This window comes from Paraburkholderia tropica (assembly GCF_014171495.1).
GTDB lineage: Bacteria > Pseudomonadota > Gammaproteobacteria > Burkholderiales > Burkholderiaceae > Paraburkholderia > Paraburkholderia tropica.
This window is the reverse complement of record NZ_CP049134.1, coordinates 3,132,801-3,148,443: the sequence shown is the minus strand read 5'-3', so window position 1 is coordinate 3,148,443 and position 15,643 is coordinate 3,132,801. Positions and strand designations below refer to the sequence as shown.

General features: G+C 62.9%; 10 protein-coding genes. 6 read left to right on the top strand and 4 right to left on the bottom strand.

The genetic code is table 11. The annotated features are described in order from the left end of the window. Positions 1–55 precede the first annotated feature (55 nt). Together G5S35_RS14255 and G5S35_RS14250 are read right to left on the bottom strand one after the other, a co-directional pair. Positions 56–2,608 (bottom strand): S8 family peptidase, encoded by a 2,553-nt coding sequence (locus G5S35_RS14255; RefSeq protein WP_183038407.1) that lies wholly within the window; start codon positions 2,606–2,608, stop codon positions 56–58. A gap of 60 nt (positions 2,609–2,668) precedes the next feature. Next, complete coding sequence (locus G5S35_RS14250) at positions 2,669–3,676, bottom strand: AAA family ATPase (RefSeq protein WP_183038406.1); 1,008 nt, start codon at positions 3,674–3,676, stop codon at positions 2,669–2,671. Between the two features lie 94 nt (positions 3,677–3,770). Between G5S35_RS14250 and G5S35_RS14245 the strand changes: the two genes are divergently transcribed. Further along, a complete protein-coding gene (locus tag G5S35_RS14245; protein WP_183038405.1) occupies positions 3,771–4,043 on the top strand; it encodes a helix-turn-helix domain-containing protein in 273 nt (90 codons plus the stop codon). A 602-nt stretch (positions 4,044–4,645) separates the two neighbouring features. Here the strand turns inward: G5S35_RS14245 and G5S35_RS14240 are convergent. Beyond that, complete coding sequence (locus G5S35_RS14240) at positions 4,646–6,784, bottom strand: tetratricopeptide repeat protein (RefSeq protein WP_183038404.1); 2,139 nt, start codon at positions 6,782–6,784, stop codon at positions 4,646–4,648. A gap of 190 nt (positions 6,785–6,974) precedes the next feature. Continuing rightward, positions 6,975–7,226 (bottom strand): hypothetical protein, encoded by a 252-nt coding sequence (locus G5S35_RS14235; RefSeq protein ID WP_124262279.1) that lies wholly within the window; start codon positions 7,224–7,226, stop codon positions 6,975–6,977. Here G5S35_RS14235 and G5S35_RS14230 point away from each other — a divergent pair. The 5 genes from G5S35_RS14230 to glf all read left to right on the top strand — a co-directional run bounded on the left by G5S35_RS14230 (position 7,225) and on the right by glf (position 15,536). Beyond that, a complete protein-coding gene (locus G5S35_RS14230; protein ID WP_065065261.1) occupies positions 7,225–8,454 on the top strand; it encodes a flagellin in 1,230 nt (409 codons plus the stop codon). The genes G5S35_RS14235 and G5S35_RS14230 overlap by 2 nt on opposite strands. Positions 8,455–8,611: 157 nt before the next feature. Next, positions 8,612–10,198: a flagellar filament capping protein FliD gene (gene fliD, locus G5S35_RS14225; protein ID WP_065065260.1), complete on the top strand. Its 1,587-nt coding sequence runs from the start codon at positions 8,612–8,614 to the stop codon at positions 10,196–10,198. A 20-nt stretch (positions 10,199–10,218) separates the two neighbouring features. After that, positions 10,219–10,518 (top strand): flagellar protein FliT, encoded by a 300-nt coding sequence (fliT, locus tag G5S35_RS14220; RefSeq protein WP_065065259.1) that lies wholly within the window; start codon positions 10,219–10,221, stop codon positions 10,516–10,518. Positions 10,519–10,864: 346 nt separating this feature from the next. After that, positions 10,865–14,422 carry a tetratricopeptide repeat protein gene (locus tag G5S35_RS14215; RefSeq protein ID WP_237181298.1) on the top strand — a complete coding sequence of 1,186 codons (3,558 nt, stop codon included), beginning with the start codon at positions 10,865–10,867 and terminating at the stop codon, positions 14,420–14,422. 13 nt (positions 14,423–14,435) lie between these two features. Continuing rightward, positions 14,436–15,536, top strand: a complete 1,101-nt coding sequence (gene glf / locus G5S35_RS14210; protein WP_110327870.1) for a UDP-galactopyranose mutase — start codon at positions 14,436–14,438, stop codon at positions 15,534–15,536. Positions 15,537–15,643 lie beyond the last annotated feature (107 nt).

Sequence of the window (15,643 nt, the reverse complement as noted above, 5' to 3'; positions counted from 1 at the left end):
GGTGGCATGGCGGCGCTTCAGAAGCGTCTCTTTCAATCGGTGGTGACCTACTCGGCTATTGGTCTGCATCGTGGTGCGGCGCGTCCGCCTTGACGTCAATCGTTACGGGCGGTTTGATAGTCGTAGCAATCGGCGTGTAGAGGTCTGCGGCAATGTCTTCGGCGACACGCAGTGAAACGACCATTGCATAGCGTGCTTCCATGCCGTATTGCTTTGCGGTCTTCCAGTATTTCCACCAGCCGCCGACGGGTACAACCGCAATCTGATTCTTGACGGAAAGTTGTTCCGCCGTGCCAGTCCACACATCCGAATGAATGGACCCGCGTGAGCGTATCCTTGGCCCAAATCGCCAGTTCTTGACGTCCGGGTCGTTGTATTCGTTTTCCAGTTCCTCGTCGGTGAGCTCTTCGCGAAACTGCCGATTCACACGTAGCAAGAACTGTTTGTCGTCTTCGGAGGCTCCCTTGACGAGGAACCGCAGGGCGAAGGATTGGTAGCGGAATTTGCTCAACCAACCGCGCGCACTGGGATTGGGTTCGACGAAGTAGGAAAGCGTTACCCGCATTTCCACCTGCTTCTCGCTGAGCCTCTTCAGTTCGTCCGCCGGCCATGGCAAGTCATGAAGCTGCATTGGCCCCGAGCCTATGTATCCACCTGCTTGGCGTTGGTAAGGATTGAACGAGCGCTGAACGACAAGCGTGGGGCGATGCGCCGTTGAGAACTGCGCTGTGCTGTGGTTGACGAGGCCGTAACCGAATGTTCGCAACATACGGTCCTTTTCGTCTTGTCGAAGAACTTTGGGAAACGACGCTCGCATCGTAGGTGTATGGTCCGCACCATGGACAACAAGCGCGCGAATCGTCTCCGGCCAATAGTCGGGATATTCCGCGCGTAGATGGGCGCAGAGCCGTCCTACTTCCGCCGCCGCCGCGCTTGTGTCCCCCGTTGCTGAGAACAGGGCTGCTGTCGGAGTGTCGGACGTGGTGAGCACTCGCAGGGCCTCAGGCCCGATGGTCACCGAGTATTTGTCACGAGATGCATTTCCGCCTTCCGCAACGACGTCGGGCTTCAATGGCCACTGGGTGTTTGCCCAAAGTAGCGAGGTCGTCGAAGAAGGGGAGAGGTCACCAGCAGCGGCGAGTGGCTTGAGCCCAGGAAACGTTTTCGCATCAATGTCGGTCAGCGATGTCGACGCACCGACCGTCAACGCGTTCCATGCCTGAGCAGGATTTTGAATAGGGCTCTTGTGGTTGCTGACCGGGTAGTCGTCCCAGTTGTCCCAAGGCACATTTCCGGCGGAGAGCACGAACAAGCGTGGTACACGGACGGCATGCTGCTTTGTAATAGTAATGTTAGCGACATCAATTGCTGGCCGCCCAAAAGCAAGCTGGTCGATGGTGGCTGACCATTCTGACGGCATCCCGATGAGGTGTCCGACAGAGGTAGTCATCATTGTAAACACTCGTGAACGACTGGCCGCTGTGACCTCGACACGATAGACCGACTCTGCCGTCACCTTGCCCCAAAGCTTGGGCGCAGTCTGCCCAACAGGAGGAAGGATTTTTACCGATTCGAGCCTATGAGGGACCTCAATTTCGTCGTCGGATGCCAGCGGCTTGGTGAGGTCGCCCCAAACTGCGATACCCGCCATCTCACTACCGTGACCCGCATGGTCGGCCTTTTGCCACGCCGGGTCGTATGTATGCATATCCGTGTCGTCGAGCGCGGGCGCAAGAAGTGGATGCCCGTGATTTACGCCGGTATCCATCAAGCATAGATGCGGTGCTGAGCCGTCAGGGAAGGTCGTTCTTGCAAGCAGATTTTTCGTCCATTCGGCCTGTTCCGCTTGGCTAAGCTTGCTAAGAAAGAACTCCGCGTTCGGTTGAACGGACCGTATCTCGGCAATCAGGTCAAGGAGTTCGACAGCGTCTTCAAACGCCGCCTTGGTGCCAAAAGCTGCGACGACAATCCGACCCGGGAACGTGAGGTAGCCGGGCTCGATGTTGATGCTCATCCTCGTCGCGAGCTTGTCAAAAATCGAGACAATGTCGGCTGCTTGGCCCTGTGTATGGCGCAGCCAGACTTGAAACCAGTGGGCTGCGCCATCCGTTGGCGGGTCTCCTGGACCCATCCACATCTCGCCGAAGGCGGCACGCCTTATGTTTTCAATTGCGTCGACAAGCGCCGCCTGCTTAATTTGCGGCTCGCCTTCGCTTTCCACGTAATCGCGGATTCGACGCACGAGCGCTGCAAGCTTCCCGTCGGGGATATGAAGTACAGCAATATCGGAGTTTGTATGAGCTTGGACAGTAAGAAGCTCAATTCCGTCCCGCGACCATTCGACTTTGCTGCAATCGAATTTGCCTTTCGGCGTGAATTCAACCGCGATGGACATGCCTCGCTGCAGCGGGAGAGCGAGCGCCTTGCGCACTTGCTCTAGTCCCTCGAGGTCCGCAGTCAGATTGTCGAGTTGACTAAGAAGTCGGCGGCCATGTTCACTGACATTCCGGTTGTAAATATGCTTTTTGGGAACTGCGAGAGGCGGTTTGAACGGGATTCCCTTCGCGTGCCCAGCAATAAACAGATGGCCTAACTGTTTGTCTGCCATACTCTCAAGCTCTAAATTTGGTATTTATTGCTTGCGAGTCTACCGCAGAATTACCAGAAATTACCGGGTTAACTCATTCCCCTGCGAGCGCTCGTGAAGATGCAGGGCGACGCTTTCATAGCTGACAAATTTCTGCCCTTCCATGACCGCTTCCTTGAGCGTATCAACGCACGCCTTCACAATGTCAGCATGCGATTCGCCTTGGCCAACGCTGGCGAGTTGAGTAAAGTCAATATCGGGCGTTGCGAACGTGCCGAGACTATTCTTCAGCAACGCTTCAATTTGACGTACATCTGGCGCTTCGTACTTGATGACGTCGTCGAACCGACGGAACAGTGCCGTGTCAAGGTCCTTCCCGTGATTGGTTGCCGCAATCAACAAACTGTCGGACGTGTCCTGCTCAATCAGTTGCAGGAACATGTTCAGGGTGCGGCGCATCTCTGCAACGTCATGCTGGCTACCGCGCTGTAAGCCTAAAGAGTCGAATTCGTCGAAAAAATAGACGCCACGAGTCGACTTTAGCGCTTCAAACACGAGACGCAGCTTGGACGCGCTTTCGCCCATGAACTTCGTTATGAGGCTGTCGAACCGTGCAGTGAACAACGGTAGTCGAAGTTCGCCCGCCAGTGCTGCCGCAGTCATCGTTTTGCCAGTTCCGGGTGGCCCCACGAGAAGAAGCTTTCGCCGCGGGCTCAGCCCGTGGGCCCGAAGCTGCTCATGATGCCGTTGCTCACGCAAAACGCGGTCGAGCTTCAGAAGCACCCCATCGGACAGCACCATGTGCTGCAGGTGCTCATCGGGATATTGAACCGCGAGCAACTCGGACAGCTCGCCTTTCGGCTGCGCGAGGGGAATAGGGCGCGCAGATGCTTTCCCGCGCGCCCCTATTTTGAGAGCAGGCTTGCCAGCCTTGGCTGCATCGACGAGGTCGCGCAGTTCCGCCGCCAATTTCGTGTGCCCGCGATGCGCTTCGTCCGCCGCCATCTGCATAGCCACCGCGTAGAAATGCTCGTGGTTGTCACCGGCATAGGCGCGCAATAGGGCTTTTAGTTGGTCTGAACGGGCCATTTGAACCTCAAAAGTCTTGAAACGAAGTATAGACTTCGAGCCGGCTAGAAATTGCTATTATAGCAACCCTGTTGCTACTACAGCATTTTTACGTATGTTTCCACCTCGAAGTCAGGGCGAACTCCTCCGCTGGGCCCGCGGTACGAATACGCAGGCCGACTTTGCCGCGACGACCGGTGTCAGCAAATCGGCCCTCTCCCGATATGAGAGAGAGCAACTGGGCGCGCCGATGCCGCTCATCAACTACTGCTTGGCCAGACTGGCGGAAGCGCTGAACGAACAGGTCGGTGCCGAGACCGCTCTCGAGGGCGCTTTGGAGAACGCGAAGCGGACGGTATTCCTCCTCGAAGGGCTCACGGGACGTTGACGGTCGACTGCTGTATGTATATACAGTATCCTTGGCTTTTGCCAGCGAGGCGTACCTGCAATCGCGTAACGAGACAAAGGCTCGGGCTGTGCGCTAGTTAAGGGGGCGGCATCCGGCGGGTTTTGCCATCAGGCTGGCCGAGGGCGGGAGGCCCAAAGTGGACTTATCGTCGGGCCGATATATGTATACAGGCGAAGTCCGTGTGAGCTTGCGCGTTTGGCCTGGTAGGTCAGGGGGCGCGCGTAGATGGCGGAAGTCCGAAATTAGGAGGCGCGGGCTGAGTTGGGCCAGCGGGGAAGCCTGGAAACCCGCCGGCGGCGGCTCATACGGGAGGGCGACACCCGTAGATACTCTGGGCGCAAAAAGCGACAGCTGTGGGTAATTCGAGTCTCGCAGACGGGAAAACGCTGCTGATAGCTAGGACCTGACGCCCGGTTTACGACGTTTTTGGGACGTCTCTAGGAGCAATGCGACAGCTGTTGGGTGCAATTCGCGACATCAGTAGGGTAAAAGCACAAGATCAAACTGCACAAAGCCGCACCGACCCGCATCAAGCAAGGCCCTATGGCGCAAGCCTGGGGCCTTTGTTTTTTGCGCTCCCCTCACACACCCAGCCACTGCGCACACGCCGCGCGCATGCGCTCCACCACCGCGGGCCACGGCTCCTCGCGTCCTCGTCTGAACAGCCGCACCGTCTCGGGATACCACGGCGAGTCGTCGCGGCCATGCATCCAGCGCCAGTCGACGTCGTACGACGGCAGCAGCACCCAGCACGGTTTGCCGAGCGAGGCCGCGAGATGAGCCGTCGACGTATCCACGCAGATCACGAGATCGAGTTGCGAAATGAGCGCGGCCGTGTCGGTGAAATCGTCGAGATCGGCGCCGAGCGGCAGGATCGGAAAGCAGGCGGGCAACGACAGTGCTTCGTCCTCTCCCGCGCCTTTTTGCAGACTCACGAACTTGACGCCCGACAGCCCCCAGAGCGGCGCGAGTGCGTTGAGCATCGGCAACGAGCGGTGCGCGTCGTTGTGATGTTTCGGATTGCCTTTCCAGACGAGACCGATGCGATGTCCAGTGCCGAGATCGGCGAGGCGCGCGCGCCAATGTTCGACGCGTGACGGACACTGCGCGATGCGCAGCGGCGGCGGAATCGTGTCGAGTGTGGTGCCGAGTCGCAGCGGCGCGCTCAGCGGACTGATCCAGCAATCGAATTCGTTCGCGCGCGCGAGCGCGGCTTCGTGGCTGAGCACGACGTCGACGCCTTCGACTTCCGCGAACAGGCGATGCAGCGGCGCAACGCACGCAAAGGCCACGCGCGCCGCGCCGCGTGCCTTCAGCGCGTGCAGATATCGGCCGAACTGCAACATGTCGCCGAGTCCGTCTTCCTGCCAGACCAGCAGCGTCTTGCCGGTCAGCGGCTCGCCTTGCCAGCGCGGGCACGGCAGCATCGACTGCGTGGCGTGCGGCGCGAAGCCGGGCATGCCATAGCGACATTCGTAGAGCAGAAAGCCTTCCTCGAAACGCCCCACGCTGATGAGCAGCGTGGCGAGCCGGAACATCGCATCGCCGTAATCGGGGCGCAGCACGAGCGCGCGGCGATAGGCGCTTTCGGCGTGATCGAGCTCGCCCAGCTCCTTCATGATGCTGCCGATGTTGAAGTGCGTTTCGGCCATGTCGGCGCGCAGCGTGAGCGCGTGATGAAACGCGGCGAGCGCGTCATGCAGACGTCCGAGCGCGAGCAGCGTGCAGCCGAGATTGTTGGCCGCTTCGACGCGGTTCGGCGCGAGCCACAGCGCTTCTCGATAGGCCGATTCCGCTTCGGCCACGCGCTCGGTCGTGTGCAGCACGCAACCGAGGTTGTAGTGCGCGTCGGCGAAGTCGGGGCGCAGCGCGAGCGTTTGCCGGAAGGCGGTTTCCGCTTCGGGCAGACGCTTGAGCGCGGTGAGCACGCAGCCGAGATTGTTGAGTGCATCGGCGAAGTCGGGGCGCATCTGCAATGCGAGGCGGCAGGCCAGTTCGGCTTCGGGCAGACGGCCGCGCGCCTTGAACAGCGCGGCCAGATTGTTCAGCGCCTCGGGGAACTGTGGTTGCGCGAGCAGCGCCTGACGATACGCTTCTTCGGCCTCGTCGAACCGCCCGCGCTCGCACAGCAGATTGCCGAGGCTGTTGCTCGCCATCGCGCACTGTGGATCGGCGGCGAGCGCTTCGCGATACGCCGCTTCGGCCTCGTCGAGCCGGCGCTGGTCGTGCAGCACCGCGCCGAGGTGGTAGCGCGCGCCGACGTGTCCCGGTTCCAGTGCGAGCGCCGCGCGTTGCGAGGCCTCCGCCGAGGCGTAGCGGCCAAGACGCTGCAGCACGAGGCCGCGATGATGGTGAGCGTCGATGTCGTCGGGGCGCAGCTCGGTCAGGCGTCCATAGGCGGCTTCCGCTTCGGCAAGCCGGCCGAGTTGCGCCAGCGTCGCGCCCAGCCCGCGATAGCCCTCGGCGAAATCCGGCGCCGCTTCACTACAACGCACCCAGAACGCTTTCGCCCGTTCGGGCTCGCCCGCGCCCGACGCGCAGGTGGCGGCGAGCTGGAGCGCGAGCGCGAGCGCGAGCGCGGCGTCATTGGCGCTTGCCGTTTCGCCGACGATCGGGGCGAGCAGGGCCAGGGCATCGGCGAATTGCTGGCCGGCGCAGAGCGTCGTGGCGTCGCGCAGGATGGCGTCGTGCGAGCGGAGGGGCGTGCGTGTTGCGGTCACGGTGGTCGAGGCAGGAGCAGGACGCCCAGATTAAGCGAAGCGCGCGTGCCGCGGCGGCCGGAATTGAGCGCGGAGCACCGCCCAATTCCGGCAATCGCGCGGGCGCATTAATCACTTTTCAGGCTGTAAGGTGAATGCCGTCGCAATGCCGGAGCAATGCCGGAGCAATGCCGGAGCAATGGCGTTTCAATTACGCAATTCGCATTGCCGCATATAAAACCGTATCAGGAAGCCATCGGCGCGCATCTTCGTCGAGCACGGTGCGATCGCCGGGAAAGCCCGCCACGCGGCGCATCGGCGGGGATGGCGCGGCTCCCCTGCAAGCAAGATTCAGGAAGGTGCTAAAGATTTTCCGGCCAGGGTCGTTATCACAAACAAGGCGGCCGGCCATCGCACCGCTGCCGTTACCAGGGCTGACTGGCCCCATCTGGAGAATATCCATGCTTGGAATCAATACCAACATCAACTCGCTCGTCTCGCAGCAGAATCTGACGGGCTCGGGTAGCGCACTTTCGCAGGCGATCACGCGCCTCTCGTCGGGCAAGCGCATCAACAGCGCAGCGGACGATGCAGCAGGTCTGGCGATCTCGAACATCATGCAGACCCAGATCAACGGTCTGAATCAAGGCGTGTCGAACTCGAACGACGGTACGTCGATGGTCCAAACCGCATCGAGCGGTCTGGCTTCGCTGACGAGCAGCCTGCAACGTATCCGCCAGCTCGCTACGCAAGCAGCGAACGGTTCGATGACGGACGACGATCGCGCGGCACTCCAGAAGGAAGTGACGCAGCAGATCTCGGAAGTGAACCGTATTGCGTCGCAAACGACGTACAACGGCATGAACCTGCTCGACGGCTCGATGGGCACGGTCACGTTCCAGGTTGGCGCAAACGTCGGTCAGTCGATCACGCTGAACCTGTCGCAAGACATGTCGTCGGCCAACCTCGGCACGGGCGTTCCGCAAGCTGGCAACACGCTGGGTTCGTTCACGAACCTGTCGCTCGACTCGACCGGCGCGCTGAGCTCGGACGCTGGCGGCGCAACGACGGCTGGCCCGGCAACGATCACGACGATCAACGTTCTGTCGGACGGCAGCGGCGGCTTCACCCTGACGGACCAGAACAACCAGGCTGTCAGCTACGCGGACGTCTCGGCTGCGTTCTCGGGCGCAGGCGTCACGTCGGATGCGAACGGCAACGCCGTCATCGATTCGAGCGCGGCTTCGGCAGGTGCAGCAGGTTCGACGTTCGCTTCGGCTATCGACACCGCCATGTCGGGTGCGAGCACCAGCGTCGGCTTCACGTCGGCAGCTGACGACGCAGTCGGCGCACAGATCGACTACCTCAACACGACGTCGAAGGTTTCGGACATCAACATCAGCACCGCTAGCGGCGCAAGCATGGCGATGGAATCGATCGACAACGCGCTGACCACGCTGAACAACCTGCAGGCAACGCTCGGCGCGGCACAAAACCGCTTCAGCGCGATCGGCTCGACGCAGCAAGCTCAGTCGACCGACCTGGCAAGCGCACAGTCGTCGATCCAGGATGCGGACTTCGCGCAGGAAACCGCCAACCTGAGCAAGGCACAGGTTCTGCAACAAGCTGGTATCTCGGTGCTGGCACAAGCGAACTCGCAGCCGCAGCAGATCCTGAAGCTCCTCCAGTAAGGCGCTTCCGGCTGCAGGCACCCGGCGCGCGGTTTGATGCGCGCCGGCCGTGCACCCGTCGGGAGGCTCGCCTCCCGATTGTCGTTTCCAGCATTACCGTTTTCAAACCGCACGTTAAACCGCGCTAACCCGCCTTGCCGACGCACGGAGCCTTTTCATGTCCACCGTAACCGGATCCACCACCAGCGCGATCGCGAGTGCCGTCGCTACCACGACAGCCGCCGCCAACGCAACGGTGCAGTCAGCCGCCCAGTCGATCATCAGCGGCTCGACCAATTCGTCGATGGACACCAATTCGCTCGTGACCGCGCTCGTCAATGCGAAGACTGCGGGGCAGGCTGCGACCATCGCCGCCACGCAGACGCAGGACAACACGCTGATCTCGGCCTACGGCACGCTCTCCGCGGCACTTTCCGCGTTGCAGGCAGCCGTCGAACCGCTCAGCGACGGCGCGACGCTCGGCACGTTCTCCACCACGCTGAGCGGCACCGGCGTGACCGCCTCGGCGACCACCGGCGCCATCGCGGGTTCGTACTCGCTCAACGTTTCGCAGGTCGCCACGACCCAGGTGCTCACCTCGGCGGGCTACACCGCGACCACGAGCCTCGCATCCGGCCCGGCGACGATGACGCTCTCCGTCAACGGCAAGTCGAGCACGATCAACCTGACCAGCTCGAACAGCACGATCGCGGGCATCGCGTCGGCGATCAATTCGGCCAGCGACAATCCTGGCGTGATCGCCACCGTGGTGACCGGCTCGGACGGCGCCCACCTGGTGCTGCAATCGTCCTCGACCGGCGCGTCGAACGGCATCAGCATCAAGGTCAACGACACCAATACCGATTCGAGCGGCAACGCCGACGCGCTGAACAACCTCGCCGTGACGACGACCGCCGGCGGAACGATTTCGAGCGCCAGCGACCTCACCGCGACGGACGGCAGCGGCAAGACGTACAACCCCAGCCAGTCGACCATTTCCGGTTCGGGCTGGACCCAGACGCAGGCCGCCCAGAGCGCGTACTTCACGCTGGGCGGCGTGGGCGTGACCAGCGACACCAATGCCGTGAAGTCCGCCCTGACCGGCGTGACGGTGAATCTCACGTCGGCGGCGGTCGGCACGACGCAGACGCTGACGATCGCGCAGGACACCAGCGCGGAATCCGCGGCGATCGACAATTTCGTCACGCTCTACAACACGCTCGTCACGACGGTGAACTCGCTGACGGCGTACTCGTCGACCTCGACTTCGCAGGGCGTGCTGCTCGGCGATTCGACGGTCAACATGATCCAGAATCAGCTCGCGAAGATCGTGGGCAGCGGCGTGGGCACCGGCACGGCGAAGTCGACGCTGGCCGCGATCGGCATCACGCTGCAGGCGGACGGCACGCTGTCGGTCGACGACACGACGCTCAGCGACGCGCTGCAGAACAACCAGTCGGTCGTGGCGTCGCTGTTCAATCCGACGACCGGCATCGCCGCGCAGCTCGACGACAGCATCACGAACTACACCTCGGCCGGCGGTATCATCCAGAACCGGACGGACGCCATCAACTCCGATCTGACGAGCCTCACGAACCAGCAGACGCAGCTCACCTCGTGGCAGGCCCAGCTCACCAGCATGTACACGGAGAAGTTCTCCGCGCTCGACACGCTGATGGCGACGATGAACAACAACTCGCAGTACCTCACGCAATTGTTCGGCGGCACCAACAGCGCAGGTGCGCTGGCCACCAACAAGAGCTAACGCCCGGCAGGGAGCGAACCATGCAGAACGCAAGCACGATCGAGCGCATCTGGGCGATGACGAAAGACCTCGAGCAGGCGGCCGCCGTCGGCGAGTGGGAACGTGCAACGCAGCTTGCGATGGAACGCTCCCCGTTGCTGATGTCGCTCGGTGCGCAGCCGCCGCAGGAATTCATGGCGCGTCTGCGGATGATCCACGAGATCGACGCACGCATCGTCGAAGCCGCGCGTTCCGCGCAGGTCGCGCTCGGCAGCGAGTACCAGGCGAGCATGCAGGCAAGCCGCAATGCGGGGCGTTATCTGAGCATGGCGCGCTACTGACATTACTGAAGCGCTGCCCGCTGCGCCCTGCGCGGCGCACGCATCGTCATCGAGCCCGCCTTGCGCGGGCTTTTTTGCGTCCGTCGTGAATGGGCGGGTTTTTCGTGCCGTCCGGGAGCCGCCCGCACGCGCGCCCGGCGCGGCAGAAAAGCGGGTCGCGACTGCCCGCCATCTGGCGTTCCCCAATTCTCTTCGGTCTCCGCGTGTTTTCGCCGGATTTCTCGCGCGAAACGCGCCTGGAGGGCAAATTAGCGCCCGTTTTGGCGCTAGCTCGGCCCATCGACGCGCGAACCCCCGCCTCATAATTTGACGGTTCCGACTTTCCGACGCACGTGCGCCTTTTGTCATGACCGCCTTCCTTACTCCGGATCGCCCGGCCTCGCCTGCGGCCGAAGCGCAGCACAATCGCGACGTGGCGCTCGCCATGCAGAGCGCGATCGAACATCATCGCCAGCAGCAGTACGACGCGGCCGCCGCGCTCTATCGCTCCGTGCTGCAAATCGCGGGCGATTACGCCGACGCGCACTATCACCTCGGCGTGCTGCTCATGCAAACGGGGCGCCCCGCCGATGCTGTGCCGCATTTCGAGGCGGCGCTCGGCCAGGTGCCGAAGAACGGTCAAATCTGGGTCTATTACATCAACGCCCTGGTGGCCAGCGAGCAGACCGAGGCGGCGCGCATGGCGCTCGAACTCGCGCGGCAGCACGGTTTGCCCGAGCCGGCCGTGCAGACGCTGCGCGCGCGCATCGAAGGGGAAGACGAAGCGCCGGTCGCGGCTGCGCCTGCGCCGGATACCGCCGTCGAGGCCGAGGCGAGCGCCGACGATGAGGGCGCGCCCGAGGCGGTGGCCGAAAGCGCATCCGAAGAAGCCGCGCCTGAGTCCGACGAAGCGGACAAGCGCGTGAAACTCGACGTTCGCCGCGCGAGCGCCAAGGAAATTCGCCAGTTCCAGCAACTCGTCAGCAGCGGCAAGCTCGACGCGGCGCTGAAGGCCGGACGTCGCCTGACGCAGCAATACCCGTCGCACGGCGATTGCTGGATCGAACTGGGGCGCATTCTGCAGAGCACGGGCCACTATGGCGAGGCCGTCGAGGCGGCCGAACACGCCGCCCGCCTGCTGCCGAATCACCTCGCCGCGCAGCTGGTGCTGGCCGACCGGCTGGTGGTGGCGCGTCAGTACGGCCGCGCCGCGGCGCACTGTGAGCGGGTGCTCGAAAAGCATCCCGAGAACGCGGCGCTGCATCGCAACCTGGGTTCCGCGTTGCTGGAACTGGGCCGGATCGACGAAGGCTTCGCCGAACTGCGGCGCGCCGTCGAGCTTGCGCCGAACAATGCCATCGAAATCGACGCGCTCGCGACCGCGCTGGGCAAGCACGGCTTGTTCGACGAAGCGGAAGCCACCTATCGCCGCGCGCTCGAACTGGCGCCGATGCAGGCGTCGACGCACAGCAACCTGCTGTTCTATCTGATGCACAAGCCCGACTTCGACGCGGCCAGCCTGTTTGCGGAGTTCCGCGAATTCGCCGCGCGTCACGAAGCGCCGCTGCTCGGCAAGCGCGTCCCGCACGCCAACGATCGCGATCCGGCGCGGCAACTCCGGATCGGCTTCGTGTCGGGCGACCTGATCAACCACCCCGTTGCGTATTTTTTCCTGTCGGTGCTGGAGCATCTGGCGCGCGATTCGAGCCTGTCGCTGCACATCTACTCGAATTACCTGATGACGGATGCGTTTACGGACCGGATTCGCCGCCACGCGCAGACGTGGACCGAAGTGTTCGGCATGAACGATCAGGCAGTGGCGCAAAAAATCCGCGACGATCGCATCGATATCCTGATCGATCTGTCCGGCCATACCGGACGCAACCGGCTGGTCGCCTTCGCGCACAAGCCGGCACCGGTGCAGGCAAGCTGGATCGGCAATCCGTCGACGACGGGTCTGGATTCCGTCGACTACTATCTGTCGGACCGCTTCGTCACGCCGTTCGAGTCGTTCGAGCGTTGTTTCTCGGAAAAGCTCGTGTTCCTGCCGGCGCTCGCGCCGTTCAAGCCGCACCCTGACGCGCCGGACGTCAATGAACTGCCGGCCCTGAAAAACGGCTACATCACGTTCGGCAGCTTCAGCCGGATCGTCAAGATCAGCAATGACGTCGTGGCGCTCTGGGCGCGCGTGCTGCGCGAAGTGCCGGATTCGCGCATGATCATCGGCGCGGTGGCGGCCAAGGATCAGATGATCAAACTGACGCAGATGTTCGCCGACGAAGGCATCGAGGTGAGCCGCATCAGCTTCCTGAAGCGCGCGGGTGTCACGACCTATCTGCAGCAGCACAATCTGATCGACGTCAGTCTCGACACGTTCCCGTTCGGCAATTCGACCACGACCATGCAGGCGCTGTGGATGGGCGTGCCTACCATGACGCTGCCTGGCGACTCGATGGCGAGCCGCAGCAGCACCGGCTGGCTGTCGCTGCTCGGTCTCGATGCGGCGTTCGTCGCGCAGGACAAGGACGACTTCGTGCGCAAGTGCGCCGCGCTGGCCGCGGACCCGACCGCGCTCGCGATCGTGCGCAGCGAGCTGCGCGAATATTGCCGCCAGTCCGTGCTGATCGACGCGGAGGCGATCGCCCATGCCGCGTCGCGGGCGTTCCGCATCATGTGGCAGCGCTGGTGCGATGGCCTCGCGCCGGAGCACTTCGAGGTGGAGGCGCAAGTCGACCGGACATCGGCTGCGATGGTGGTCGAGGCGGTGCCGGCCGAACTGGCCCCGGCGCCGACGGCCGTCCCCGCACCCGCGCGCGAAGCGCGTCCGACGTCCACCGAGGGCGTGCAGGCCGCTGCCGTCGCCGAAGCGATTGCCGCGACGTCGGCCATCGCTCAGGCGGGCGCCGTTCCGGCCAGCCAGCCAGCGGCGCTGCGACCGTGCTACGAGCAGGTCGTGGTGCTGTGCCCCGTCGTGACCACGGGCGGCCCGGAAGCGCTGCACCAGTTGGCCCATGTCATCAACGCCAACGGCGGCAACGCGGAGATGGCGTACTACGGTCAGGGCTCGAGCCTGATCGAGGACGGCAGCGTCTTGCGCGCGGCCTATGCGCCCAACGCCGAATTCGAGGCCGCTTACGCGCGCTATGCGCCGACTCCGCTGAAACAGGCGCCGCTGACGCCCAGCACGCTGATCATCTTCCCCGAGGTCCAGGCCGCGCGCGCGCGCAAGTTCCCCGGCGCGAAGCGTGCCGTCTGGTGGCTGTCGGTGGATAACGCGATCGGCTCGATACCTGAACTGGCCGACCCGGCCTATGCCGCGGAGCTGCTGAGCGAGCCGGGCATCCTCCACCTTTACCAGTCGGATTACGCGCGCCGCTTCCTCGAACGCCACGGCGCACGCGAAATTCTTCCGCTGTTCGACTTCATCAATCGCGACTATCTGGACGCGGACCTGAGCGCGTCGGCGCCCCCGCGAAAACTTATCGGGCTCTTTCCGCGCAAAGGCGGCGCGCTGGCATCGCGGTTCGTCGGCAAGCATCCCGATCTGCCGTTTGCGCTGATCCAGAACATGTCGCGCGAGCAGGTCCGCGCGACGCTCGCGCAGTGCGCCGTTTATATCGACTTCGGCCACCATCCGGGCAAGGATCGCGTGCCGCGCGAAGCGGCCGTTTCAGGTGCGGTGGTGTTCCTGCACGAACGCGGCGCCGCGAGCTGCTATGCGGATCATCCGCTCGATTCGTTCTATCTGTTCCGCGAACAGGACATCGAAAGCGGGCTGCTGCACGCGAAGATCACCACGGTGCTGGCCCGCCATGCCGAGCATTTCGCGAAGCAGCGGCTGTATCGACAGCGCGTCCTGCTGGAAGTGGACGAGTTCGCACTGCAGGTCAAGACGGCCTTCTTCGAAAAACAGTCACGCACCTGAAGCACCTCGTCAGATGAATATTCTTATCGTTGGCGCCGGCCTGTATGGATCGATTTGCGCGTATGAGCTGGGTCGGCAAGGCCATACGTGCAAGGTGATCGAGAAGCGCGAGCACATTGGCGGCAATGTCTTCACGCGATACGAAGAAGCCGCCGATTGCCATGAGCACGTTTATGGCGCGCACATCTTTCACACCAATTCCGAGAAGATCTGGAATTACGTGCGTCAGTTCGCGGACTTCAATCATTACGTCAATCGCGTCAAGGTTGCGCATGGCGACGCGCTGTACAGCTTTCCGATCAATCTGCTGACGCTGTACCAGGTGTTCGGCACGCGTACGCCGGAAGCGGCGCGCGAGCGCCTCGCGGCCGAGCTCGTGGCGAACGACAACCCTGCGAATATGGAGGAGTTCTGTCTTTCCGCGATCGGGCCGACGCTCTACACGCTGTTCATCGAAGGCTACACGGCAAAGCAGTGGGGGCGGCATCCGCGCGACATGCCGGCCGCCGCGGTGAAGCGGCTTCCGGTGCGCTTCACGTTCGACGACAACTACTTCAATGACCGGTATCAGGGCATTCCTGTCGGCGGCTATACGGCCATCATCGAAAAGATGCTCGAACGTGCCGAGGTGGAAACCGGCGTCGACTTCAACGCCGATCGCGACGCGTGGATGCGCGCGTATGACCTGGTCATCTACACCGGCGCACTCGATGCGTTCTTCGACTATCGATTGGGCACGCTCGAGTATCGCTCGTTGCGTTTCGAGCGCGAGATTCTCCCTGTGCGCGACTTTCAGGGCAACGCTGTCATCAACTACACGGAGCAGTCCGTGCCGTGGACGCGTGTCATCGAACACAAGCATTTCGATCTGAGCCTGAAGGCCGACAAGACGCTGGTGACGCGCGAATATCCTGCGGCCTGGGAGCGCGGCCAGATCGAGTACTACCCCGTGAACAACGACACGAACGATGGGCTCTACCAACGCTATCGTGCGCTGGCGGACGCGCTGGGTCACAAGGTCCATTTCGGCGGACGACTCGCGGAGTATCGCTACTACGACATGCACCAGATCGTCGGGGCCGCGCTGGCGTTTTGCAGCCGGGTTTCGGCTTGATGGGACGCGCGGCGGTGCGCGTGTTGAGGTGTGAGGACGCAAGGCGCGGCTAGCGCACGGGCGGCGCGCATCGACGCGGGCGCGGACGGTCATGGCCTCCGCGCGAC

Excerpts from the sequence above, each read along its gene's own strand:
- G5S35_RS14255 (WP_183038407.1), bottom strand. The coding sequence starts at position 2,608 with ATGGCAGACAAACAGTTAGGCCATCTGTTTATTGCTGGGCACGCGAAG.
- G5S35_RS14250 (WP_183038406.1), bottom strand. The coding sequence starts at position 3,676 with ATGGCCCGTTCAGACCAACTAAAAGCCCTATTGCGCGCCTATGCCGGT.
- G5S35_RS14245 (WP_183038405.1), top strand. The coding sequence starts at position 3,771 with ATGTTTCCACCTCGAAGTCAGGGCGAACTCCTCCGCTGGGCCCGCGGT.
- G5S35_RS14230 (WP_065065261.1), top strand. The coding sequence starts at position 7,225 with ATGCTTGGAATCAATACCAACATCAACTCGCTCGTCTCGCAGCAGAAT.
- G5S35_RS14235 (WP_124262279.1), bottom strand. The coding sequence starts at position 7,226 with ATGGATATTCTCCAGATGGGGCCAGTCAGCCCTGGTAACGGCAGCGGT.
- fliD (WP_065065260.1), top strand. The coding sequence starts at position 8,612 with ATGTCCACCGTAACCGGATCCACCACCAGCGCGATCGCGAGTGCCGTC.
- fliT (WP_065065259.1), top strand. The coding sequence starts at position 10,219 with ATGCAGAACGCAAGCACGATCGAGCGCATCTGGGCGATGACGAAAGAC.
- G5S35_RS14215 (WP_237181298.1), top strand. The coding sequence starts at position 10,865 with ATGACCGCCTTCCTTACTCCGGATCGCCCGGCCTCGCCTGCGGCCGAA.
- glf (WP_110327870.1), top strand. The coding sequence starts at position 14,436 with ATGAATATTCTTATCGTTGGCGCCGGCCTGTATGGATCGATTTGCGCG.